Below are 22,472 nucleotides of genomic sequence, written 5' to 3'. Positions count from 1 at the left end.
CGGCCACGACCGCGCCGCTCACCGCCGTGCCGCTCACGGGCGACCCGTGAGATAGCCGCCCATCGTGCGGAAGTAGTCCGTCGCCGCGTGCTCCGCCCCGTCCTCCGTGCGGACCCGCTTGACGACCAGCCCGCGCAGCCGCCCGTTCCTCGCCTCCGTTCCGGCAACGATGACCACGCCGTCACCCTCGCGGATGAAGACGCGCCCCGGAGTGCCGCCGTAACGGCCCTCCGACACCGCGGACTCGACGATCCGGATGCGCTGCCCGCGGTGGTGGGTGAAGGCGTTCGGGTACGGGTCGCACTGGGCCCGTACCAGCCGCTCGATGTCCTCCGCCGGCCAGGTCCAGTCGATACGGCTGTCCTCCAGGGACCGCTTGTGGAAGAAGCTGGCCCGGCTGCGGTCCTGCGGTATCCACTGGGCGCGGCCCGAGGCGATCAGGTCGAGCGACTCGTTCACGACCGGGCCGATCAGATCGACCGTGCGGTGGAACAGGTCGGCGACGGTGTCGGCCGCGCCGACCGGTACGGCCCGCTGCAACAGGACGTCACCGGCGTCGAGTTCCTCGTTCATCCGGTGCGCGGTGACACCGACCTCCCGCTCGCCGTTGATGAGGGCCCAGATCAGCGGGGAGAAGCCCGCGTAGGCCGGGAGCAGCGAGTCGTGGATGTTGAGCGTGCCGTGGGGCGGCAGGTCGAAGACCTCCTGGGGCAGCACGGTGCGCCAGTTGTTGGCGACGATCAGGTCCGGTTCCGCGTCCTTGAGTGCGGCGATGAGCTCGGGGTCGTCGGGCCGGTTGCGCAGCAGCACCGGTACGCCGTGCTTCTCGGCCAGGTCGGCCACCGAGTCGTCCCAGATCTTCTCGTACACGTGGTCGCTCTTGGGGTGGGTCACGGCCATGACCACCTCGTGGTCGGAGTCCAACAGAGCCTGGAGGGTGCGATGCCCCCAGGTCTGGTAGCCGAACATGACGACCCGCATAGTCGATCCTCTCTTAGGACACACCATTGCAAGGTAAGGCTAACCTTATTTAACATCAGTGGCGCCTAGGGGAAGGAAAAGTTGCGGTGAACGCACTGCACGACGAACCGGACGCCGTCCTTGACGTGCTCGGTATAGGGTTTGGGCCGTCAAATCTCGCACTGGCCATTGCGGTTGAGGAACACAACGCCCAAGCCGCTCCGGAGAACCGGATCCGCGCGGGATTCCTGGAGCGTCAGCCGTCGTTCGGCTGGCACCGGGGCATGCTCATCGAAGACGCCACGATGCAGGTGTCCTTTCTCAAGGACCTGGTCACCATGCGCAACCCGACCAGCGACTTCAGCTTCCTGTGTTTCCTGCGGGAGCGGGGCAGGATGGTGGACTTCCTCAACGCCAAGACGCTGTTCCCCCTGCGGATCGAGTTCCACGAGTACTTCGAGTGGGCCGCCGCCCGGGTGGCGCACCTCGTCGACTACTCGGACGAGGTCGTGTCCGTCGATCCGGTGACGGGCCCCGACGGCGAGGTCCGCTGGTTGGACGTCGTCAGCCGCGTACCCGGCGAACCGGGCCGGACCGTCACCCGGCGGGCCCGGAACATCTCGGTGGCCGTCGGCCTGGAGCCCCATCTGCCCCCGGAGACCGCCCTGTCGGACCGCATCTGGCACAACAGTGAACTGGTGCCGCGCGTCCGCGAGCTGAACGCCTCCGGTGGCGGCGACGCGGTGGGCCGTGTCCTGGTGCTCGGCGCGGGCCAGAGCGGCGCCGAGGCGCTCGACTACCTGCACCGGTCCTTCCCCGAGGCGGAGATCTGCGCGATCTTCGCGAAGTACGGGTACACACCCGCCGACGACAGTCCCTTCGCCAACCGGATCTTCGACCCGGAGGCCGTGGACGTCTACTTCCGGTCCACGCCGGAGGTCAAACAGTCCCTGGTCGACTACCACCGCAGCACCAACTACTCGGTGGTCGACATGGATCTCATCGAGTCGCTGTACGCGACGATGTACCGCGAGAAGGTCCAGGGCCGTGAGCGGCTGCAACTGCGCAACGTGTCCCGCATCCGGGACGTCCGCGGCTTCGACGACCACCTGGAGGTCACCGTCGAGTATCTCCCCACCGGGGAACGGGAGGTGATCTCGGCGGACCTGCTGGTCCATGCCACCGGCTACCGCCCCAGAGACCTCGACACCCTGCTGGGCAGAACCGCGAAACTCTGCCTGCGGGACGACAAGGACGCCGTACGCGTCGGGCGCGACCACCGTGTCGAGCTGACCCCCGACGTCACGGCGGGCATCTATCTGCAGGGCGCGACCGAGCACACGCACGGCCTCACCTCGACCCTGCTGTCCACCACGGCGGTACGGTCCGGCGAGATCCTGGAGTCCCTGATCGCCCACCGCGCGAGCGACTTGGCGGTTTCTGCGGGCTGAGGGGCCCGCCCCGTGCGGGTGTGACACCACGCCACACCCGCGCGGACGGACCAGTACCGCCACACCCGCGCGGACGGATCCGTACCGCCGCACCCGTGTCGGACACCCCTACCACCGCGTCCGCGTGGGGCTCCCGCACACATGCCCGCCCTGGGCAATGCCATGGCCAGCAACTTAGAGTAGCCTCACCTAAGTTTTCTTCGTCCGATCCCGGAGGGGTTGCGGGTGAGTCCTACATATCCGTCAGGGCGTGACGTCCTGCGGGAGTCGGTCAGGGAGCAACGCCGGGACGTCGGTCTCGGCGCGCTGCTCGCCTCCGGACACCAAGTCGGGGAAGCCCTGGTTCCGGTCCTGATCGGCGTAGTGATCGACCGGGCCGTCACCGGCTCCGACACCGGCGCCCTCCTCCTGTGGCTCGGTGTCCTCGCCGTGGTCTATGTCGGGCTCGCCCTGTCCTTCCGTTTCGGCGCCTGGGCCGGCGACCGGTCCGCGGTCCGCTCCGAACACTCCCTGCGCATCGCCCTCGTACGACGGGTACTGCATCCCGGCGGTGGCGCCGAGGACGGCCGGCTGCCCGGCGCGCTCGCCAACACCGCGACTGAGGACGCCAAGCGCGTCGGCGGCGTCAACACGGCCGTGATGTACGGGATCGCGTCCCTGGCCGGCATCCTCACCTGCGCCTTCGTACTGCTGCGCACCTCGGTCCTGCTCGGCCTGGTCGTCCTGCTCGGCACACCCGTGCTGCTCTGGCTCGGGCATCTGCTGAGCAAGCCCCTGGAGACCCGCAGCGAGGCCGAGCAGGAGCGCGCCGCCCACGCCTCCGCCGTCGCCGCCGACCTGGTGGCCGGCCTCAGGATCCTCAAGGGCATCGGCGGCGAGTCGGCGGCGATCGACCGCTACCGCACCACCAGCCGCGACTCCCTGGCGGCCACGCTGAAGGCGGCCCGCGCGCAGGCCTTCCAGAGCGGCATGGTGCTCTCCCTGACCGGCTGCCTGATCGCCCTGGTCGCCCTGGTCGGCGGCCGGCTGGCCGCCGAAGGCAGCATCAGTCTCGGCCAGTTGGTGTCGGCCGTCGGGCTCGCGCTGTTCCTGGTCGGCCCCCTCGAAGTACTCGCCTGGGTGAACGCCGAACTCGCCCAGGGCCGCGCCTCGGCCGGCCGCGTCGCGGAGGTCCTGGCCACCCCGCACGCCGTCACCGCCGGCGAACTGAGCCTGCCCACGGAGGTGCGCGGCGGGCTGCGGCTGACCGGTGTCAGCCACGGCGGACTGCGCGAGGTGGACCTGGACATCGCGCCCGGCGAACTGCTCGGCGTGGTCGCGACCGACCCCGCCCACGCCACCGATCTGCTGCGCTGCCTGGCCCGGCGAACCGACCCCGACACGGGCACGGTGGAACTGGACGGGGTGTCCCTGCGGGACCTGGACCCGGCAGAGATGCGTACGGCCCTGCTGGTCGCCGAGCACGACGCGGACCTCTTCGAAGGCACCGTCCGTGACAACGTGACGGCCGCCGCCCCCGAACACGTCGACCCCGAGCCCGCCATGACGGCGGCCGGAGTGGCCCAGGTCGCGCAGACCCTGCCCGAGGGCGAGGACACCGCGGTCAGTGAGCGCGGCCGTTCCCTCTCCGGCGGACAGCGCCAACGGGTCGCGCTCGCCCGCGCGTTGGCCGCCGACCGCGCCGTCCTCGTGGTTCACGATCCGACCACGGCGGTCGACGCGGTGACGGAGGCGGGGATCGCGACCGGTCTGCGCGAGGTCCGCAAGGGCCGCACCACGGTGCTGGTGACCACCAGCCCCGCGCTGCTCGCCGTGACCGACCGGGTGGTGCTGCTCGACGGCGGCCGGGTCACCGACACGGCGCCGCACGCCGACCTGATTGCCCGTCATGAGACCTACCGAGCGGCGGTTCTGGCATGAGTGCGACTGCCGACGAGACGCGTGACACCGCCACCACCGTGCACCGCGAGTTGCTGCCCACCGCGACTCAGGCCCGTACCCGTGCCGCCGTACGCGAGCTGGTACGCCCGCACCGGCGCCTGGCCCTCGCCGGGTTCGCCATGATGGTCGTGGCCACCGCCGTCGGCCTGCTGGTCCAGCCGCTGCTCGGCCGCATCGTGGACCTGGTCGCCGACCAGCGCCCGCCGGGGAGCATCACCCAGCCGGTCGTCCTGCTGGTGCTGGTCGCCCTCGCGCAGGGCGCAACCACCGTGCTGGGCCTGTCACTTGTGGCCCGGCTCGGCGAGACCGTCCTCGCGCAGCTGCGTGAGCGGTTCGTCGAGAAGGCCCTGCGGCTGCCCCTGGAACAGGTGGAGAAGGCCGGGGCGGGCGACCTCACCGCACGGGTCACCCGGGACGTCTCGGTGGTGGGCGAGGCGGTGCGCTCGGCCCTGCCCGAACTGGCCCGCTCCCTGCTGGCCATCGTGCTGACCCTGGCCGCGATGGCCGCGCTGGACTGGCGGTTCTTCCTCGCGGCCCTCATCGCGGTGCCCGTCCAGGCCTCCACCGCCCGCTGGTACGTACGCAACGCCGTACCGCTCTACGCCGAGCAGCGCATCGCCACCGGGTCCCAGCAGCAGCAGTTGCTGGACACCATCGCGGGCGCGGGCACCGTACGGGCGTTCCGTCTTGAGGAGGAGCACACCGCGCGGGTGACCCGGCGGTCGTCGGCGGCAGTCGAGCTGACCCTGCGCGGCGTACGGCTGGTGCTGAACTTCTACAACCGGCTGCACGTGGCGGAGTACGCCGGACTCGCGGCGGTCCTCGTCACCGGGTTCCTGCTCGTGCGCGGCGGCTCGGTGTCCATCGGTACGGCCACGGCCGCCGCGCTCTACTTCCACAGCCTGTTCACGCCGGTCAACCAGGCGCTCGTCCTCCTCGACGACGCGCAGTCGGCGACCGCCGCGCTCGCCCGCCTCGTCGGAGTCGCCGACCAGCCGTCCCCGGCGCAGCCGTCCCTCGCCAGGACGTCCCTCGCCGAGCCCACCGCCTCCGAGCCGTCCGCCTCCGGGCCCTCGGCCGCGCACGGCACCGTCACCGTGACCGGCATCGACCACGCCTACGAGCCGGGCCGCCCCGTCCTGCACGGCGTGGACCTCACGCTGCGGGCCGGTGAGCGGGTCGCCCTGGTCGGCGTGAGCGGCGCAGGCAAGACCACCCTGGCCAAGCTGATCGCGGGCGTACACCGTCCGACGTCCGGCTCGGTACACGTGACGACCGACGACGGCGTGCCCCGCGAGGGCCTGCCCGTCGCACTGGTCACCCAGGAGACACATGTCTTCGCCGGGCCGCTGGCGGACGATCTGCGGCTCGCGCGGGCCGGCGCCACCGACGACGAACTGCGTACCGCGCTGGCCGCGGTGGACGCCCTCGACTGGGCCGGGGCGCTGCCCGACGGCCTGGACACGGTCGTCGGCGACGGCGGGCACCGCCTCACCTCCGCCCAGGTCCAGCAACTCGCCCTGGCCCGCCTGGTGCTCGCCGATCCCCCGGTGGCCGTACTGGACGAGGCCACGGCCGAGGCGGGCAGCACCGGCGCCCGGCTCCTGGAGCAGGCGGCCGACCGGGCGGTCGAGGGCCGCACGGCGCTCATCGTCGCCCACCGTCTCACCCAGGCGGCCACCGCGGACCGGATCGTCGTCATGGACGGCGGCCGGATCGTGGAGAACGGCACCCATGACGAGCTGTGCGCCGCGGCCGGCCCCTACGCCTCCCTGTGGGCGGCGTGGTCCGGCACCCGCGCCACGGCCGACCGGACCCCCACGCACCACGACAGCCCTCACACCAGCACCAGCCACGTCACCACCAGCCCTGACACCACCACCGTGAAGGACCACTGATGCCCGGCTCTTCCAGAGGCGCACGCCTTGTCGCGACGCTCGCCTCCGCACTCCTCCTGTTCACCACCGCGGCGGCCTGCGGCTCCGACGACGACTCCGGCTCGGACGCGGCGGGCGCGGACAAGTCCGCGTCCGCGAACAGCGCCTTCCCGGTGACCCTGGCCCACAAGTACGGCGACACCACCGTCAAGTCCGAGCCGAAGCGGATCGTCACGGTCGGGCTGACCGACCAGGACGCCGTGCTGGCCCTCGGCAAGGTGCCCGTCGGCACCACCGAGTGGCTCGGCGGCTACAAGGGCGCCATCGGCCCCTGGGCCACCGACAAACTGGGCGGCGGGAAGACCCCGACCGTGCTGAAGGACACCGGCACGGGTCCGCAGACGGAGAAGATCGCGGCACTGAAGCCCGATCTGATCCTCGCGGTCTACGGCGGCCTCACGAAGGACCAGTACGCGACCCTCTCGAAGTTCGCCCCGGTCGTCGCCCAGCCGAAGCAGTACAACGACTTCGGTGTGCCGTGGCAGCAGCAGACCGAGATCATCGGAAAGGCCCTCGGGCAGGAGTCCGCGGCGAAGGACCTCGTGAAGGGCGTCGAGTCCGACTTCGCGACCGCCGCCAAGGAGAATCCGAAGTTCGCCGAGTCCACCGGCGTGATGGCGACTCCGTACGAGGGCATCTTCGTCTTCGGCAGCCAGGACTCGCGTTCGCGGGTCCTGACCGACCTCGGCTTCAAACTGCCGACCGACCTCGACAAGGTCATCGGTGACAAGTTCGGTGCCAACATCAGCAAGGAGCGCACCGACCTGCTGAACACCGGCGCCGCCGTCTGGATCGTCGGGGACCGGGCGAAGGACGAGGCCAAGCTCCACAAGAACGCCCTCTACGGCGATCTGGACGTGGTGAAGCAGGGCCGCGAGGTCTTCGTCGAGGAGACCAGCGACTACGGCAACTCCGTGTCCTTCGTGTCGGTGCTGAGCCTGCCCTACATGCTGGACCGCCTGGTGCCGCAACTGGCCGCCGCCGTCGACGGCGACACCGCCACGAAGGTGACCGAACCGACCTCTTGAGAGTGACCTCGCGATTGCCGCGGGGCCCAGCGGACAGAAGGTCCGGGGCACGGATGATCCGTGGCCCCGGACCACGCTGTGTCGGGCGACACGCTCGCGACACCAGAGGCTGAAAGTATGATCACCCAATGTCTGACTTGACCGAAACCACGCCCGGCTGGCTGCCCCACGACGAGCTCGAGCAGGCCCGCGCCCGCATGCCGATCCTGTACGTCGAGGCCGTGCCGGTACGCGTCGACGACAGCGGCGAGGTGACCAGCATCGGACTGCTGCTCCGCATGGGCTCGGGCGGAGCGGTCAGCCGCGCGCTCGTCTCCGGCCGGGTACTGCACCACGAACGGGTCAGGGACGCCCTGCTGCGCCACCTGGAGAAGGACCTCGGCCCGGTCGCGCTGCCCCGGGTCCCGGCCTCGCTGCAGCCCTTCACCGTCGCCGAGTACTTCCCGACGCTGGGGGACACGCCGTTCCACGACCCCCGCCAGCACGCGGTGTCGCTCGCCTACATCGTGCCGGTGACCGGCGACTGCCGTCCTCGCCAGGACGCCCTCGACCTGGTCTGGTTCAGCCCTCAGGAGGCGTCGTCCCCCATGGTCCTGAACGAGATGCCGGGTGGCCACGGGGCCCTGCTCAAGCAGGCCCTCGCGCATGTGGGCGCTCTGTCCTGAAGGGCGCGGGGACCGCTGTCCGGCAGCCCGGCGTCCACTCAGGCCGTGGGAGTGGACGCCGGCGTGGGGAGACGCCCTCGGCATCGTCCACCACCGGCAGCCCCTTGAGGGTGCCGAGTGTGGCGTCGACGGCCGCGGCGAACCCCGGTCCGGCCATGCCCTGTTCGGCGATCTTCGAGATGTGGTAGCCGATGGCGCCGGTGTGGACGGTGCCGCGTACCCCGACGGAGGCGATACCGGTGGTCCTCGCCCGCGTCACAGCCTCGGCGGCGGCGCTCAGTGCCACGGGCAACGCGGTCGACCACCAACCGGAGTTCACCGCCGCGTGCCGCACACCGGCAGCGGACCGGGCCGTACCCGACGGGGCGACCGGCACGGCCTGGACGGCCATCGTCGTCGCTTTCGCGGCCCGGCGGTCACAAGCGCCCCCGAACGCAGGGTAGGGGCCACCCCTTGGATGACCCCTACCCGCACTGACGATCAGGAAGCGACGAAGCGGGCGATCTGCCCGAGTACGGCGCTGTCCGTCAGAAACCCGATGTGGGTCTGGCAGAGCACGTTGTTGTTGGTCGCGCCGTCGAGCCGGGTGCTCGTGTACGGGAGGATGATGCCGTCGCACGCCGAGTACCAGGTGGCGTACCTCGTGGAGCCGGGCGTCTCGTCACCGGAGGTGATCTGGGAGATGAACGAGGAGCCCGGGTACATCTGCTGGCAGGTCGTGTAGATCAGACAGGCGCCGGCGTAGGTGGTGCCGTGGTTGGCGCCCGCGATCGAGGCGAGGTGGCTGACGTTGGTGTTGCCGCCCAGCACCTTGAGGTAGTACTGGCTGACCAGCCCGCCCATCGAGTGGTTGACGATCGCGACCTTGCTCGCGCCGGTCCGCGCCTTCACGGTGTTGACGTAGGAGGCGAGGCCCTGGGCGTTGGTGACGTTGTTGCCGTACGAGTTGTACTCGTAGGCGAACAGGTTGGAGCTGGACCAGCCGTTGGCGCGGAAGACGCTCATCCCGGTGACCCAGTTGGAGGCACTGCCGGTGTAGCCGTGCACGAAGACGACCGGCGTACTGGTGGACAGCGGCTGCGCGGCGGCGGCCTGCTCGGTGCCGGCCCGCGCGACCGTGGCCGCGGTGTCGGCGGCGCCGGCCGTCGTGGCGGAGGAGAAGAGGGTGAACGCGACGGCGGTGGCGGCGAGTACGCCGAACAACCGGCGCGGGGAACGACGAGGTGTGGAGCCCATGGAGCCCTCCTGACGGGGATGCGGGTACCGGATCCCGACCAGAGTCATGGGCCCGGCCCCGGGCGCCATCGGCTAAATCACCAGTGCACGCGCGCGGCCCGCTCGCGCCGCACGGAACGCCGGAGGAGCGCACCTCGGTTCCGTCGGTGGAGCCGGACGCGTTGCCGCCACCTCGTGAGCGCGTCCGTCACGGAGCGGACACCGTGAGCCGACCGGCCCGCCGACAGGGGCACAACAGAAAAAGGGCCGTTCGAAAACGGCCCTTCACCTGCGACGTTCGATCGAACGAACTGTCGGGACGACAGGATTTGAACCTGCGACCCCTTGACCCCCAGTCAAGTGCGCTACCAAGCTGCGCCACGTCCCGTTGTCCGTCGTGACCTGGGGTTTCCCCTGGCTGAACGGACATCGAAACTCTACCGCACTCGGGTCGGTGGTCGCGCACTCCTTTTGTCCCACCGCCGCCGCACACGCTCCCCTTGACCTCAACCTTGCTTGAGGTTGCACGATCGTCCGTATGACGACGACAACGGCTGAACACCGGTACGAAGCCCTGCCCGGCCTGATGGAGCTGATGAGCGGGGACGAGAAGCACGGACCTGCGGCGACGTCCACGCTCGACGCGCTCTGGGTCCTCTACGACCGGGTGCTGCGGGTCGGCCCCGACCGGACGGGCGACCCCGGGCGGGACAGGTTCCTGCTGTCCAAGGGGCACGGCCCGATGGCCTACTACGCGGTCCTCGCAGCCAAGGGATTCGTCCCGGTCGACTGGCTCCCGGGCTTCGGCTCGTACGACTCGCCGCTCGGCCACCATCCGGACCGCGTACTCGTGCCCGGCGCCGAGATCGGCAGTGGTTCGCTCGGGCACGGGCTGCCGATCGCGGTCGGCACGGCGCTGGGACTGCGGGCCCAGGGGCTCGACGACCCGCAGGTGTGGGTGCTCGTCGGGGACGCCGAACTGGACGAGGGCAGCAACCACGAGGCCATCGCCTACGCGGGCCCCGCCGGGCTCGACCGCCTGCACACCGTCGTGATCGACAACTCCTCCGCCAGCTACGCCCGGCCCGGCGGGATCGCGGCACGGTTCGAGGCGGCGGGCTGGTCCGCCGAGACCGTCGACGGGCGGGACCACGAGGCCCTGTACGCCGCGTTCACGGCACCTCACCCGGGGCGCCCACGCGTGATCGTCGCCCAGGTCGAACCGAAGGACGACTGAGACCGGCCACCACCCCTCGGCCCACCCTCCCCTGCGCCCCTCCGCGCTTCTCGCCCTGCATCTGCTTTCCGCTTTCTGCTGTCTCCTTCTGCTGTCTGATTTCTGAGAGGTTTTCCATGGACACCATGCGTGATCGGTTCGCTCCCGTCGTGTCACGGCTGCTCGACGAGGATCCGCGCGTCGCCGTCGTCCTCGCCGAGATCGGTCTGGCCGGTTTCGAGGACGCTCGGCGCCGCCATCCGGACCGTGTCATCAACGTCGGCATCCGCGAGCAGCTCCTGGTCGGGGCGGGCGCGGGTCTGGCGCTCACCGGTCTGCGGCCGGTGGTACACACCTTCGCCAGCTTCCTCGTGGAGCGGCCCTTCGAGCAGCTCAAGCTGGACCTCGGCCACCAGGACGTGGGCGCGGTACTGGTCAGCGCGTCCGCGTCCTTCGACTGGCCGGCGGGCGGCTACACCCACATGTCCCCCGGCGATGTCGCTCTCCTCGACACCCTGGACGGCTGGACCGTACATGTGCCGGGACATCCGGACGAGGCCGAGACGCTGCTGCGGCACGCCGTCGCGGCGGGCGACGACAAGGTGTACGTACGGCTGTCCACGCAGTCGAACTCGCAGGCTCTCCCCGTCGACGGCGCCCGGTTCCGCACCGTTCGCGAGGGGCGGGCCGGGGTGGTCGTCGCGGTCGGTCCGATGCTCGACCCGGTACTCGAAGCGACCGAAGGGCTCGATGTCACCGTGCTGTACGCCACGACCGTGCGGCCCTTCGACGCGACGGCGCTGCGCCACGCCACGGAAGGGGCGGGCACCGACGTGGTCCTGGTCGAGCCGTATCTGGCCGGTACGTCGGTCTCCGCCGTGAACGACGCCCTCGTGGATCTCCCGCACCGCGTGCTCGGCCTCGGCGTCGGCCGCCGGGAGCTGCGCCGCTACGGCCTCGTCGAGGAGCATGTGGCCGCGCACGGGCTGGACGCGCAGTCCCTGCGGGAGAGGATCGACGGATTCCTGGGGGTACGGGCACACGCCTGACCGAAGCTGCCCGGACCCCGCTGGTTTCCGGTCCCCTCCCTCCCCCTCCCCCTCAGCCGTCCGCCACGACCCCCAACTCCGGGTAGGAGTCCAGCAGCCGCGTCGGGGCCGCCTGGCGCCAGGAGTCCGCGAGGATGTCACGCAACTCGTCCGCGTCCTCGACGGCCGCCAGGCGCACCCGCACCCACGCGGACCCGGCCTCGTGAGCGGCGACCCAGAACTTCTCGGGCTCGGCGAGGACCAGTTCGTCGCGCTCCGTCTTCGGACAGCGCACGGCCATGGAGGTCTCCTCCTCGGGCAGGGTGACGAACATCTTCCCCGCCACCCTGAAGGTGGGCATGCTCCAGGCGATCTTCTCCACCGTGTCCGGCAGAGAGAGACAGATTCGGCGTACGTCATCGGCATCCTGCATGGAACGCACCGTAACCAATGGCACTGACAAGACCGTCGATCCGGGCCCGAAGGTGCCACAACCCGGGCCTGAGCTCCGGTAATTCACCGCCTGGGCGACAGCTTCCGACACAACACCAACTACTCTGGCCCCAGCCGTACGGCCCGCGCCCCCGCACCCCGGGTCGTGCCCCGCCCCACAACAGTTTCCTCTCTTCCCCGTTGGCCCAGAGGAAAGGTATGGAAGTACATGTCCGACCAGCAGCAGGCATCGGGAGAGTCCTCCGCCCGCTCAGCGGCATCCAGCACTCCCGACGCCGAGGCCGTCGCGGCCCAGCTCACCGGTGCAGGCGCCGGGAAGCCCCAGACCGCCTCCACGTCTGAGGGCACCGCCGCGGGAAGGGCCGCCGCGAGCGAACCGCAGGCCGGTACCGACACCGGCACGGACGCCGAAGCCGAAGCCACCGCCACCGCCACCCCCAAGGCCGAAGCCGACCCCGACGCCGATGCCGATACCGACGCGGATACCGACGCCGAGAAGGCCGCGAGTGGCCCCGCGGAGGGCGGCAAGCCCGAGGCGGAGGCCGAAGCCGAGGCCGTCGCGAGCGCGCAAGCAGTCTCCGCCGCGGCCACCGGGGAGCAGCACGAGGCCGTCGCGACCGCGGCCACCGGCAAGAACACCGCCGCCACCACCCAGGGCGCGGTCGGCAGGCCCCGTAAGCCGGTGCTCGCCGGCGCCGCGCTGGCGGGCGCCATCCTGATCGCCGTACCGCTGCTGATCACGGTGACGGACAAGGACGAGGACAAGAAGGCCGTCGACACCGCGGCGGCCGACACCGTCCTGAACGAGGCCACCGGTCCGGCCGGTGTCTTCGCGACCCAGACCCCCTCGCCTTCGAAGACGGCCCCAAAGAAGAAGAAGGAGGAGAAGGCGAAGGCCGTGGCCGCGCCGCCGGTCGCCGAGGAGGCCGCCGCACCCGCTCCGAAGCCCAGCCCTTCGCCCAGCAAAAAGAAGAAGAAGGCTGTCACGAAGAAGGCGCCGAGCACGCTGCCCGCCGTCATGACCAGGGTGCTGATCAAGAACAACACCAACGGCACCTGCGTGGACGTCCCCGGCTTCAGCAGTGGCAAGGCGGACGGGCCGGTGACGCACGCGACGTGCAACAGCAACACCGACGACAACCAGCTGTGGAATGTCGAGAAGCGGTACGACAAGGCCGGGCCCGGCGGGGTACCGCTCTTCCAGATCCGCAATGTCATGGACAGCATGTGCCTGGACCTGCCCGGCTACCAGGGCGTCGGCGGTGCCACCAAGGTCACGGAGTTCCCCTGCAACGGCACCACGAACGACAACCAGCTGTGGTGGCTGGACAAGCAGTCCGACGGTCGGTTCTGGATACGCAACGCCGCCAGCAACAACCAGTGCCTGGACTCCTACGCCAACAACGACTCCACGCGCAGCCTGATCATCTGGCCCTGCGCTCCGGAGGGCCAGAACAACCACGAGTGGTTCTTCACCCGTTCATGAGCGGGCCGGGCTCGTACCCGCACAGTCGGCATGTACGTGTTGAAGCACGTGCTTGTAGAAGATCGTGGTCGGGTGCAGCTCCCCCGAGGGAGTCCTCGCGTAGTCGGGGATGACGCCCGCCCTGGTCCACCCGGCCGACCGGTAGAGCGACTCGGCCGGGCTGTCGGTCTCGGTGTCCAGGCTGAGCAGGGTCACCCCTGCCTCGGCCGCGGCGCGTTCGGCCGTGGCCAGCAGCGCGCGTCCGAGGCCGCGCCCCCGCCCCGCCCTGTGCACCATGAGCTTCACCAGCTCGGCCCGGTGGCGGCTGTTGGGCTTGTCCGGGAAGACGAGGCTCACCGTGCCGACGATCTCGCCGTCCAGGTACGCGGCCCACACGGCGAGGGAGCCGTCCGCGAGCGCGTCCGCCCGCCTTCGCCACCAGTCGACTGCCGCGGCGCGGTCGAGCGGGGCGAGGAAGCCGATCGACGCGCCTGCGTCGACCGTGTCGGCCAGCAGCTCCCCCAACTCCCCTGCAGCGGCGAGCAGCTGATCAGCCGTCAGCCTTCTGCACGTGACGGCGTCCCTGGCGGTCATGGCAGCACCACCGCCAGTGCGTAGCGCGCGTCCCGCGGGCCGGGGCAGCGGAACCGCGTGGGCCCCCACACCCGCAACCGCAGGCAGTCACCCGCGTCGAGCCGGTGTTCGGTGTCCTGGGCCGTGACCGCCAGCCGCCCGTCGAGCACCCAGATGTGCTGTTCGAGGCCGGGTACGGGCGGCCGGTCGTAGGCGATGTCGGCGCCGGCGGTGAGCCGTCCCTCGACGAGTTCGCCGCGCAGCCCCGCGTGCGGCGGGGACACCGAGCGGCGTACGAAACCGGAGGCCCTGTCCTCCCATACGGCCTGGTCGGCAGCCCGCACCAGCGGGACCGGTTCGGCCTCGGCCTCGACCTCGCTGAGCAGTCGCGACATCGTGCGCCCATGGACGGCGCACAGGCGGTTGAGAAGGGCGGCCGTGGGGCTGATCTCGGCGCGCTCGGCCCGTGACAGGGTCGAGCGGCTCACCCCGCTGCGTTCCGCCAACTCCCCCAGTGACCAGCCTCGTTCGGCCCGCAGCTCGGCCAGCCGGGCGCCGAGCCGGACGTCCATGGGATCGGGCTGGGGGTCCCCGCCATGGGCCACAGCTTCATCATCGCGTCTCACATTCGGGATTCTATCCCAGATGCGGGACGCCGGGTGCTGCCTCCGCCAGCGCCTCCAGCACCGGCAGGATCAGTGGGTGGGTCTCGGCTCCCCGGCGTACCGCGGCGAAGACCCGGCGGGTGGGCGCGACGCCGTCGACGGGGCGTACGACCACTCCCGCGAGGTCCATGCCCTGCAGGGCCGAGCGCGGTACGAGCGCGACCCCCGCGTCCGCCGACGCGAGCGCGACCACCGCCCGGAAGTCGTCCGAGGAGTGTTCGAGCCGGGGCTGGAATCCGGCGTGCTCGCAGGCCAGGACCACCACGTCGTGGCAGGGGTTGCCCGGGTACGGTCCGATCCACGGATCCTTGGCCAGCTCGGCGAGCGGCACTTCCCCGCGGTCGGCGAGGCGGTGGGTCTGGGGCACGACGGCGTCGAACGGTTCGGCGTACAGCGGGATGTGCGCGAGACGCGGGTCGTCGGCGTCCGGGGCGCCGCGGTACTCCACGGCGACCGCGACGTCGACCTGCCGGTCGAGCACCATCGGCAGACTGGCGTCGCCCTCGGCGTCCTGGACGCGCAGGAGGATGCCGGGCGCCGTGCGGGCGAGCCGGGCGAGGGCGGGCGCGACGACGAGGCCGATGCCGGTCGCGAAGGAGGCGACGCTGACCGTACCGGCCGACCCCGAGCTGTACGCGGCGAGCTCCGCCTCGGCCCGCTCCAGCTGCGCGAGGACGGCGTTGGTGTGGCTGAGCAGGATCTCGCCCGCGGGCGTCAGCCGTACGCCCCGGGCGCCGCGCTCGACCAGACGGTGTCCCGTCTCCTGCTCCAGGGCGGTCAGCTGCTGCGAGACCGCCGAGGGCGTGAGGTAGAGCGCGGCGGCAGCGGCCGTCACCGTCCGGTGGTCCGCCACCGCCCGGAGAATGTGGAGCCGCCGCGCTTCGATCATGCGGCCGATTCTCTCAAAGGTTCACGCGTCCCCCGCCAGCTCCGCGCGGGCCGACACGAAGGCGTCCACGGCGCGGTTCACGTCCTCGGTGGAGTGCGCGGCGGACAGCTGGACGCGGATGCGCGCCTTGTCCTGCGGGACCACGGGGTACGAGAAGCCGATCACGTACACACCTCGTTCGAGCAGCAGCTCCGCCATCCGTCCGGCGACGGTCGCGTCCCCGATCATCACCGGGGCGATGGCGTGGTCGCCGGGGAGGATGTCGAAGCCCTCCTCGGCCATCCGGGAGCGGAACAGCGCGGTGTTCGCCGCGAGCCGCTCGCGCAGGTCGTCCGCCGCCTCCAGCAGGTCGAGGACCTTGAGCGAGGCCGCGGCGATCACCGGGGCGAGGGTGTTCGAGAAGAGGTACGGGCGCGAGCGCTGGCGCAGCAGCGCGACGATCTCGGCGCGGGCGGCGACGTAACCGCCCGACGCGCCGCCGAGCGCCTTGCCGAGGGTGCCCGTGATGATGTCGACCCGGTCCATGACGCCGTGCAGTTCGGGGGTGCCCCGGCCGCCGGGGCCGACGAAGCCGACGGCGTGCGAGTCGTCGACCATGACCATCGCGTCGTAGCGGTCGGCGAGGTCGCAGATCTCGCGCAGCGGGGCCACGTAGCCGTCCATGGAGAAGACGCCGTCGGTGACGATCAGCCTGCGGCGGGCGCCCGAGGCCTCCTTCAACTGCTGTTCCAGATCGGCCAGATCACGGTTCGCGTAGCGGAACCGGCGGGCCTTCGACAGCCGGATGCCGTCGATGATCGACGCGTGGTTGAGGGCGTCGGAGATCACCGCGTCCTCCGCGCCCAGCAGCGTCTCGAACACGCCGCCGTTGGCGTCGAAGCACGACGAGTAGAGGATCGTGTCCTCCTGGCCGAGGAACGCGGACAGCCGCCCCTCCAGCTCCTTGTGCACCTCCTGCGTACCGCAGATGAAGCGCACGGACGCCATGCCGTAGCCCCAGCGGTCGAGCGCCTCGTGGGCGGCGGCGACGACCTCGGGGTGGTCGGCGAGGCCGAGGTAGTTGTTGGCGCAGAAGTTGAGCACCTCACCGGGACGGCCGCCCGCGGTGACGGTCACGGTCGCGGACTGCGGGGTGCCGATGACCCGCTCGGGCTTGTGCAGGCCCGCGGCGCGGATCTCGTCGAGGGTGGTGCGGAGGTCGTCGCGTACGGAGTCGAACATCATCAGTCCTTGGAGAGTCCGGAAGACAGGGGAAGCGGTCCGGAGCCCTTAGCGGGTCCAGTCGAGGATGACCTTGCCGCCGCGGCCGCTCGCCGCGTCCGCGAAGGCCGCCTCGAAGTCGCGGTGGCCGTAGCGGCCGGTGATCACGGGCGCGAGGTCGAGGCCGCCTTCGAGGAGGACCGACATCGCGTACCAGGTCTCGAACATCTCACGGCCGTAGATGCCCTTGATCGTGATCATGGAGGTGACGATCCGGGACCAGTCGACGGCGAACTCCTCGGACGGCAGCCCGAGCATGGCGATCTTTCCGCCGTGCGTCATGTTGGCGAGCATGTCCCGCATCGCGACCGGGTTGCCGGACATCTCCAGGCCCACGTCGAAGCCCTCGCGCAGGCCCAGCGCGCGCTGCCCGTCCGCGATGCCCGACTCCGCGACGTTCAGCGCGAGGGTGACACCGATCTTGCGGGCCAGCTCCAGGCGGTCCTCGCTCACATCGGTGACGACGACGTGCCGGGCGCCCGCGTGCTTGGCGACGGCCGCCGCCATCAGGCCGATGGGGCCCGCTCCGGTGATCAGTACGTCCTCTCCGACCAGCGGGAACGACAGCGCGGTGTGGACGGCGTTGCCGAACGGGTCGAAGATCGCGGCGATGTCGAGGTCGACGGGGACGCGGTGCACCCAGACGTTGGACGCGGGCAGCGCCACGTACTCGGCGAACGCGCCGTCGCGGCCGACCCCGAGGCCCACCGTAGCGCGGCACAGATGGCGCCGCCCGGCCTGGCAGTTGCGGCACTTGCCGCAGACCAGGTGGCCCTCGCCGCTGACCCGGTCGCCGACCGCGATCTCGGCGACGTCACGGCCCGTCCCCACGACCTCGCCGACGAACTCGTGGCCGAGCACGAGCGGCGCCTTGACGGTCTGCTGCGCCCAGCCGTCCCAGTTGCGGATGTGCAGGTCGGTGCCGCAGATCCCGGTCCGCAGGACCTTGATCAGTACATCGCCGGGGCCGACGACCGGCTCCGGTACGTCCATGAGCCGCAGCCCGGGCTCCGCCTTCTCCTTGACCAGCGCCTTCAACGGGGCTCCCGTGCGTGAGGTCCCGGATCCAGGCATGCCGAAGGACACCCGCACCGGGGAGAGGACTGAATTCGATCAGCAATCTGCCGTACATCGGCCCCCGGGTCCATCGAGGTTTTCTTAACCTCTGCCGCAGCTTTCCTTCACACCGTCGACCTCCGACTCCGTGCGCCCCCAGGCGTTACGGGGATCGGTGTCCTGCGAGGTCTATGTCCCGACCCCCATAGCTCAGGGGCTACAGATCGCGTACGAACCATGTGGCGCCAACACACACGAGCGGGCCGGTTCGTGGTCAGAGCACACCCGCCCGCAACTCGATCTGCTCGACCAGCTCCGCCGCCATCGCCTTGATGGTGTCCAGGCCGGACCTCCCCCACGGCCTCGGCTCGACATCGGTGACACACACCGTGCCGAGCGCGATGCCCGTGCGGTCGAGGAGGGGGGCGCCGAGGTAGGAGCGGATGCCGTACTCGTCGACGACCGGGTTGCCGGCGAAACGCGGATAGTCCCGGACGTCCTCCAGGACCAGCGCCTTGCGGCGGACCACCACATGGGGGCAGAACCCATATTCGCGGGCCATATGGCGGCCGGGTCCGATGGACGGCGGGACCGAGCCACGGAGGACGGTGTCGCCGCGGGCCATGTCACTGCCGTGGTCGCTGCCGGAGCCGGTAACGGTGCCGGTGCTGATGCCGGCGCTGGTGACGCCGGCGCTGTGCCGGGTGTCCGTGAGCCCGGAATGCGGAGGCTGGGCATGGGGAGCCTGGACATGTGGGGGTTGGACATGTGAGGGCTGGACATGTGGCGGCCGGGCGTGCAGGCCTGCGAAGAACTGCCGTTCCTCGCCGACGAAGTTGACCATCGCGTACGGCGCCCCGGCCAGCTCGGCCAGCCGCCGCGCGAACGCGTCGAGGGCCGGTTCCGCGCGCTCCCCCAGGCCCAGCACACGCAGTCGGCACGTTCGGGCGGGTGCCTCCTTGTCCTCGGGCGTGAGCAGCAGCCGACCGGCCGGGCGCGACGGGTCGTAGCTCATGTGTGTGCTCCATGGCTCGGGGCGCGCGTGGGTGCGTGGGCGAGCAGATGCCGCACGAGGGTGAGCAGGGTCTGGACTCCCGAGCTGGAGATCCGCGCGTCGCAGCGGACGACCGGCACACCCGGGTCGAGGTCGATGGCGGCGCGCACCTCCTCCGGGTCGTAGCGGAAACCGCCGTCGAACTCGTTGACGGCGACGATGAAGCCGAGGCCACGCTGTTCGAAGAAGTCGACGGCGGCGAAACAGTCCTCCAGACGGCGGGTGTCGGCGAGGACGACCGCCCCGAGCGCGCCTTCGGAGAGCTCGTCCCACATGAACCAGAACCGTTCCTGTCCGGGCGTGCCGAACAGATACAGCACATGTTCCGCGTCGAGGGTGATGCGTCCGAAGTCCATCGCGACGGTCGTCTCGACCTTGTTCTCGATGCCGTCGAGATTGTCGGTCGCGGCGCTGACCGTGGTCAGCAGTTCCTCCGTGCTGAGCGGCGCGATCTCGCTCACCGCGCCGACGAAGGTGGTCTTGCCCACCCCGAAGCCTCCCGCCACCAGGATCTTCAACGCGGTGGGGAAAGGGTCAGAGCTGTCGTCGTAGTCCATCGAGCACTGCCTCCAGAAGAGACCGGTCAGTGGGGTTGTGGTGGAACGTCGGAGCCTTCGTGGTCAACGCCCCGCAGTCGACGAGGTCGGACAGCAACACCTTGGTCACTGCTGCCGGCAGCTTCAGATGCGCGGCGACCTCGGCCACCGACACGGGGTCCCGGCACAGTTCGAGCGCCTGGGCGTGTTCGGGGCCGAGGTAACCGAGGGGGGTGACGCCGGTGGACATCACCTGGGACAGCAGGTCGAGCGCGGTGCTCGGCCGGGTCCTGCCGTTGCTCACCTGGTAGGGCCGCACCAGGCGGCCGGCCGCGCCGTCGAGCCAGGGCCCGTCGCCGGCCGCGGCCACGTTCAAGGCCTCATCGCCGACGGTTCGACGCTGTGTTGCCTCGGCGCGGTCATCAGGTACGGGCGGACGCTCTTGACCAGCATCGCCATCTCGTAGCCGAGTACGGCCGCGTCCGCGTCACGCCCGGCCAGCACGGCCAGGCAGGTGCCGGAACCCGCGGTGGACACGAACAGCAGCGTGGAGTCCAGTTCGACGACGACCTGGCGCACGTCGCCGCCGTCGCCGAAGCGGACGCCCGCGCTGCGCCCGAGGGAGTAGAGCCCGGAGGCCAGGGCGGCCATGTGGTCGGCGCTGTCGGGGTCGAGCCCGTGCACCGACTTGACGAGGCCGTCGCAGGAGAGCAGCACCGCGCTTCTGGTGTGCGGGACGCGCTGTACGAGGCCGCTCATCAGCCAGTCGAGATCGGATGCATGACCGGTCGGCGCATCGCTCGCCATGGGGGATCGACTCCTTGAAATACGAAGGTCTTCGGGAGCGGAAGTGTGGGTGGGAGTGGGGGTGGCGTGGTTCATCCGGCTGGTGTGCTCCCGTCGTGCCGGGCGGACTCCATAGGGGCAGGCTCCATGGGCGTGGGCTCCACGGGGGTCGGCTGCATGGGAGGCGCCTGCATGGGTGTCGCCTCCATGTGGGCCGAACCTGTGTGGGCCGAACCCATGGGATCCATCTCCCTGCACTGGGCCTCGGCGAGTCCGATGCCCCGCTGGAACGCCGCCATCAGACCGGGATCGTGTCCCACCAGGAACTCGGACTCCTGCCGGGGCGCGGGCCCCCCGCGCAGTTCGGGCACGATGTGCTCCTGGGCCCGCCGCCTGGGCAGTTGGGGCCTGCTCATGCTGCCGCGGACCACGCCGTTGCGCGGGGTGGGCGGCGTGGCGGTGTTCTCGGCGACGGCCCGCCTGTCGTCGGGCCGGATCCCGGGGACGGCCTCCGCGGGGTTGGCCCTGTTCTCGGCGCCCCGCACGGGAAGGGGAGCGGGACCGCCACCACCGCCCCCGTTCACGACGGTCAGCCCGACCGGCGTACCGTCCGGCTGCAGTTGCCCGTGCGCCTGCGCGGGCACGGCGGTCCAGGCCTCGTGCGCAGGAGTCTCATGGGTTGGGGACCCATGTGCTGGCGCCCCATGGGTCGAGGTCCCGTGTGCCGGAGTCGCGTGGGCCCGGCCCTCATGTGTTGAGGCCCCATGTAGGGACACTCCATGTGCGTGCGCCCCAGGGGCAGTTGGCCCCTGGGTGGGGGTCCCACGAGCGGGAGCCCCGTGTGGCGGGGTCCCATGTGGCGGGGTCCCATGTGGCGACGCCCCCTGTATGGGCGCCCCATGTACAGGAGCCCCATGCGCAGGCCCCCGATGCGCAGGGCCCCCATGCGCAGGCGTGCCCTGTACAGAGTCCCCCGCGACAGCGGGAGCACCCGGCATCACCGCACCCCGTACCGGCGACCCGTTCACCCCCGCGGGCGCCGCCGTCCGCGCCCCGGCCGGCGCGCCCTCCTCGTCCCCCAGCAGCGCCTGCGGTACGACCAGTACGGCCTGTACTCCGCCGTAGATGTTGGTCTGCAGCCGGACGGCGATCCCGTGCCTGCGGGCGAGCTGGGAGACGACGAACAGCCCGATCCGGCCGTCCTGGAGCAGACTCGCCACATTCACCTGGTCGGGATCGGCGAGCAGCGCGTTCATCTTGTGCTGCTCGGCCAGCGGCATGCCGAGCCCGCGGTCCTCGACCTCGACGGCGAGCCCCGACGTGACCACGTTGGCCCGCAGCAGCACCTGGGTGTGCGGCGCCGAGAACACCGTGGCGTTCTCGACGAGTTCGGCCAGCAGATGGATGACGTCGGCCACGGCGTGCCCGCGCACGGTCCCGTCGATGGGCGGTACGAGTTTGACCCGTGAGTACTGCTCGACCTCCGCGGTCGCGGAACGCAGCACCTCGGTCATGGAGACCGGGTTGCTCCACTGGCGGCGCGAGACGGCACCGCCGAGCACCGCGAGGTTCTCGGCGTGGCGGCGGATGCGGGTGGCGAGGTGATCGACGTGGAAGAGGCCCTTGAGCAGGTCAGGGTCCTCGATCTCGTTCTCCAGCTCGTCGAGGATCGAGATCTCGCGGTGCACGAGGGACTGGAGCCGCCGGGCCAGATTGACGAAGACCTCGACCTTCTGCTCGCTGCCCGCGTGGCTGGACAGCTGGGAGGCCTGGACGACCGCGCCGATCGCCCCGTCGTGCGCGGACGCCAGATCCTCGGCGAGGAGGTCGAAGTCGTCGGCGTCGGGGGCGGGCCGGCCGCGCGGTCGGCGCACGGGTGGCCCGTCACCGCGGCGCAGTGTCTCGACGAGGCCGACCAGATCGGCCTGGCCCCGGGCGCTGATGCGGCGCAGCGCCCCGATGCGGTCGTGCACGGAGCGGGCGGCCCGGTCTGCGGCCACGGTGGCGATCACGATGCCCGCGAGAGCGACCGCGAGGGCTCCGGAGAGCACGATCCACAGGGTGGGGCCGGGGCGTGCGCCGGTGGTGCGGACGGTGAAGAGCACGGCGGCGCTCGCGCTGAGAGCCACCGCGAGGGGCGGCAGGATCGCGAGGCGGAGCAGTTGGGGCCGTATGTGGGTCTCGGGCAGTGTGGGGGTGTTGCGGGCGACCGGTCGCCCGTGCCGCCCGCCCTCGCGGCGGTCTGCGCGTGCGGCCGGTGCGCGAAGGTGAGACATCGACGTCCTCGTACTGGT

At 71.0% G+C, this 22,472-nt stretch carries 22 protein-coding genes and 1 tRNA gene; 8 read left to right on the top strand and 15 right to left on the bottom strand.

Going from position 1 to position 22,472, the window contains the following annotated elements:
• Positions 1-33: 33 nt before the first annotated feature.
• Positions 34-981 carry a methionyl-tRNA formyltransferase gene (locus IE278_RS14655; RefSeq protein ID WP_189772371.1) on the bottom strand — a complete coding sequence of 316 codons (948 nt, stop codon included), beginning with the start codon at positions 979-981 and terminating at the stop codon, positions 34-36.
• Positions 982-1,067: 86 nt separating this feature from the next.
• Here IE278_RS14655 and IE278_RS14650 point away from each other — a divergent pair, with 86 nt between their 5' ends.
• The 5 genes from IE278_RS14650 (at position 1,068) to IE278_RS14630 (ending at position 7,982) form a co-directional block, all read left to right on the top strand.
• Positions 1,068-2,411: a lysine N(6)-hydroxylase/L-ornithine N(5)-oxygenase family protein gene (locus IE278_RS14650; RefSeq protein WP_189772370.1), complete on the top strand. Its 1,344-nt coding sequence runs from the start codon at positions 1,068-1,070 to the stop codon at positions 2,409-2,411.
• A 225-nt stretch (positions 2,412-2,636) separates the two neighbouring features.
• Positions 2,637-4,331 (top strand): ABC transporter ATP-binding protein, encoded by a 1,695-nt coding sequence (locus IE278_RS14645; RefSeq protein WP_189772369.1) that lies wholly within the window; start codon positions 2,637-2,639, stop codon positions 4,329-4,331.
• The gene (locus IE278_RS14640) at positions 4,328-6,250 is read left to right on the top strand and encodes an ABC transporter ATP-binding protein (protein ID WP_189772368.1); all 1,923 of its coding nucleotides are present in this window, start codon (positions 4,328-4,330) and stop codon (positions 6,248-6,250) included. The genes IE278_RS14645 and IE278_RS14640 overlap by 4 nt, the downstream gene beginning before the upstream one ends.
• Complete coding sequence (locus IE278_RS14635) at positions 6,250-7,317, top strand: iron-siderophore ABC transporter substrate-binding protein (protein ID WP_189772367.1); 1,068 nt, start codon at positions 6,250-6,252, stop codon at positions 7,315-7,317. The genes IE278_RS14640 and IE278_RS14635 overlap by 1 nt, the downstream gene beginning before the upstream one ends.
• 128 nt (positions 7,318-7,445) lie before the next feature.
• Positions 7,446-7,982 carry an NUDIX hydrolase family protein gene (locus tag IE278_RS14630; RefSeq protein WP_189772365.1) on the top strand — a complete coding sequence of 179 codons (537 nt, stop codon included), beginning with the start codon at positions 7,446-7,448 and terminating at the stop codon, positions 7,980-7,982.
• Here the strand turns inward: IE278_RS14630 and IE278_RS42250 are convergent.
• The 3 genes from IE278_RS42250 to IE278_RS14615 all read right to left on the bottom strand — a co-directional run bounded on the left by IE278_RS42250 (position 7,945) and on the right by IE278_RS14615 (position 9,585).
• Positions 7,945-8,373: a hypothetical protein gene (locus tag IE278_RS42250; protein ID WP_246570316.1), complete on the bottom strand. Its 429-nt coding sequence runs from the start codon at positions 8,371-8,373 to the stop codon at positions 7,945-7,947. The genes IE278_RS14630 and IE278_RS42250 overlap by 38 nt on opposite strands.
• A gap of 89 nt (positions 8,374-8,462) precedes the next feature.
• The gene (locus IE278_RS14620; protein ID WP_189772363.1) at positions 8,463-9,218 is read right to left on the bottom strand and encodes an esterase/lipase family protein; all 756 of its coding nucleotides are present in this window, start codon (positions 9,216-9,218) and stop codon (positions 8,463-8,465) included.
• Between the two features lie 293 nt (positions 9,219-9,511).
• Positions 9,512-9,585: transfer RNA gene (locus IE278_RS14615), tRNA-Pro, on the bottom strand.
• Between the two features lie 150 nt (positions 9,586-9,735).
• Here IE278_RS14615 and IE278_RS14610 point away from each other — a divergent pair.
• Complete coding sequence (locus IE278_RS14610) at positions 9,736-10,434, top strand: thiamine pyrophosphate-binding protein (RefSeq protein ID WP_189772361.1); 699 nt, start codon at positions 9,736-9,738, stop codon at positions 10,432-10,434.
• A 116-nt stretch (positions 10,435-10,550) separates the two neighbouring features.
• A complete protein-coding gene (locus IE278_RS14605) occupies positions 10,551-11,462 on the top strand; it encodes a transketolase family protein (protein WP_189772360.1) in 912 nt (303 codons plus the stop codon).
• 52 nt (positions 11,463-11,514) lie between these two features.
• Here the strand turns inward: IE278_RS14605 and IE278_RS14600 are convergent, their stop codons facing one another.
• Complete coding sequence (locus IE278_RS14600; RefSeq protein ID WP_189772358.1) at positions 11,515-11,874, bottom strand: MmcQ/YjbR family DNA-binding protein; 360 nt, start codon at positions 11,872-11,874, stop codon at positions 11,515-11,517.
• Between the two features lie 228 nt (positions 11,875-12,102).
• Here IE278_RS14600 and IE278_RS14595 point away from each other — a divergent pair, with 228 nt between their 5' ends.
• On the top strand, positions 12,103-13,380 hold the full coding sequence (locus IE278_RS14595; protein ID WP_189772356.1) for an RICIN domain-containing protein: 1,278 nt from the start codon (positions 12,103-12,105) through the stop codon (positions 13,378-13,380).
• Here the strand turns inward: IE278_RS14595 and IE278_RS14590 are convergent.
• From IE278_RS14590 to IE278_RS14545, 10 genes are all read right to left on the bottom strand, one after another.
• A complete protein-coding gene (locus tag IE278_RS14590) occupies positions 13,375-13,953 on the bottom strand; it encodes a GNAT family N-acetyltransferase (RefSeq protein ID WP_189772354.1) in 579 nt (192 codons plus the stop codon). The two genes, IE278_RS14595 and IE278_RS14590, sit on opposite strands and share 6 nt — an antisense overlap.
• Positions 13,950-14,504 (bottom strand): helix-turn-helix domain-containing protein, encoded by a 555-nt coding sequence (locus tag IE278_RS14585; protein WP_189772460.1) that lies wholly within the window; start codon positions 14,502-14,504, stop codon positions 13,950-13,952. The genes IE278_RS14590 and IE278_RS14585 overlap by 4 nt, the downstream gene beginning before the upstream one ends.
• A 64-nt stretch (positions 14,505-14,568) precedes the next feature.
• Positions 14,569-15,486: a LysR family transcriptional regulator gene (locus tag IE278_RS14580; RefSeq protein ID WP_189772352.1), complete on the bottom strand. Its 918-nt coding sequence runs from the start codon at positions 15,484-15,486 to the stop codon at positions 14,569-14,571.
• A 21-nt stretch (positions 15,487-15,507) separates the two neighbouring features.
• Positions 15,508-16,707, bottom strand: a complete 1,200-nt coding sequence (locus IE278_RS14575; RefSeq protein ID WP_189772457.1) for a glycine C-acetyltransferase — start codon at positions 16,705-16,707, stop codon at positions 15,508-15,510.
• Between the two features lie 48 nt (positions 16,708-16,755).
• Positions 16,756-17,784: an L-threonine 3-dehydrogenase gene (gene tdh, locus IE278_RS14570; RefSeq protein WP_189772455.1), complete on the bottom strand. Its 1,029-nt coding sequence runs from the start codon at positions 17,782-17,784 to the stop codon at positions 16,756-16,758.
• A 292-nt stretch (positions 17,785-18,076) separates the two neighbouring features.
• Positions 18,077-18,817, bottom strand: coding sequence for a GAF domain-containing protein (locus IE278_RS14565; RefSeq protein WP_189772350.1), 741 nt, complete (start codon positions 18,815-18,817; stop codon positions 18,077-18,079).
• On the bottom strand, positions 18,814-19,413 hold the full coding sequence (locus IE278_RS14560; protein ID WP_107019936.1) for a GTP-binding protein: 600 nt from the start codon (positions 19,411-19,413) through the stop codon (positions 18,814-18,816). Before IE278_RS14560 ends, IE278_RS14565 begins: the two co-directional genes overlap by 4 nt.
• Positions 19,391-19,762 (bottom strand): DUF742 domain-containing protein, encoded by a 372-nt coding sequence (locus IE278_RS14555; RefSeq protein WP_189772349.1) that lies wholly within the window; start codon positions 19,760-19,762, stop codon positions 19,391-19,393. Before IE278_RS14555 ends, IE278_RS14560 begins: the two co-directional genes overlap by 23 nt.
• 2 nt (positions 19,763-19,764) lie before the next feature.
• A complete protein-coding gene (locus IE278_RS14550; RefSeq protein ID WP_189772348.1) occupies positions 19,765-20,199 on the bottom strand; it encodes a roadblock/LC7 domain-containing protein in 435 nt (144 codons plus the stop codon).
• Between the two features lie 71 nt (positions 20,200-20,270).
• The gene (locus tag IE278_RS14545; protein WP_189772347.1) at positions 20,271-22,454 is read right to left on the bottom strand and encodes an ATP-binding protein; all 2,184 of its coding nucleotides are present in this window, start codon (positions 22,452-22,454) and stop codon (positions 20,271-20,273) included.
• Between the last annotated feature and the right edge of the window lie 18 nt (positions 22,455-22,472).

Origin of the sequence: Streptomyces tauricus, assembly GCF_014650955.1 — a bacterium.
GTDB classification, from domain to species: Bacteria; Actinomycetota; Actinomycetes; order Streptomycetales; family Streptomycetaceae; genus Streptomyces; species Streptomyces tauricus.
The sequence above is the reverse complement of the archived record's forward strand: the minus strand, read 5'-3'. Positions and strand labels throughout refer to the sequence as shown.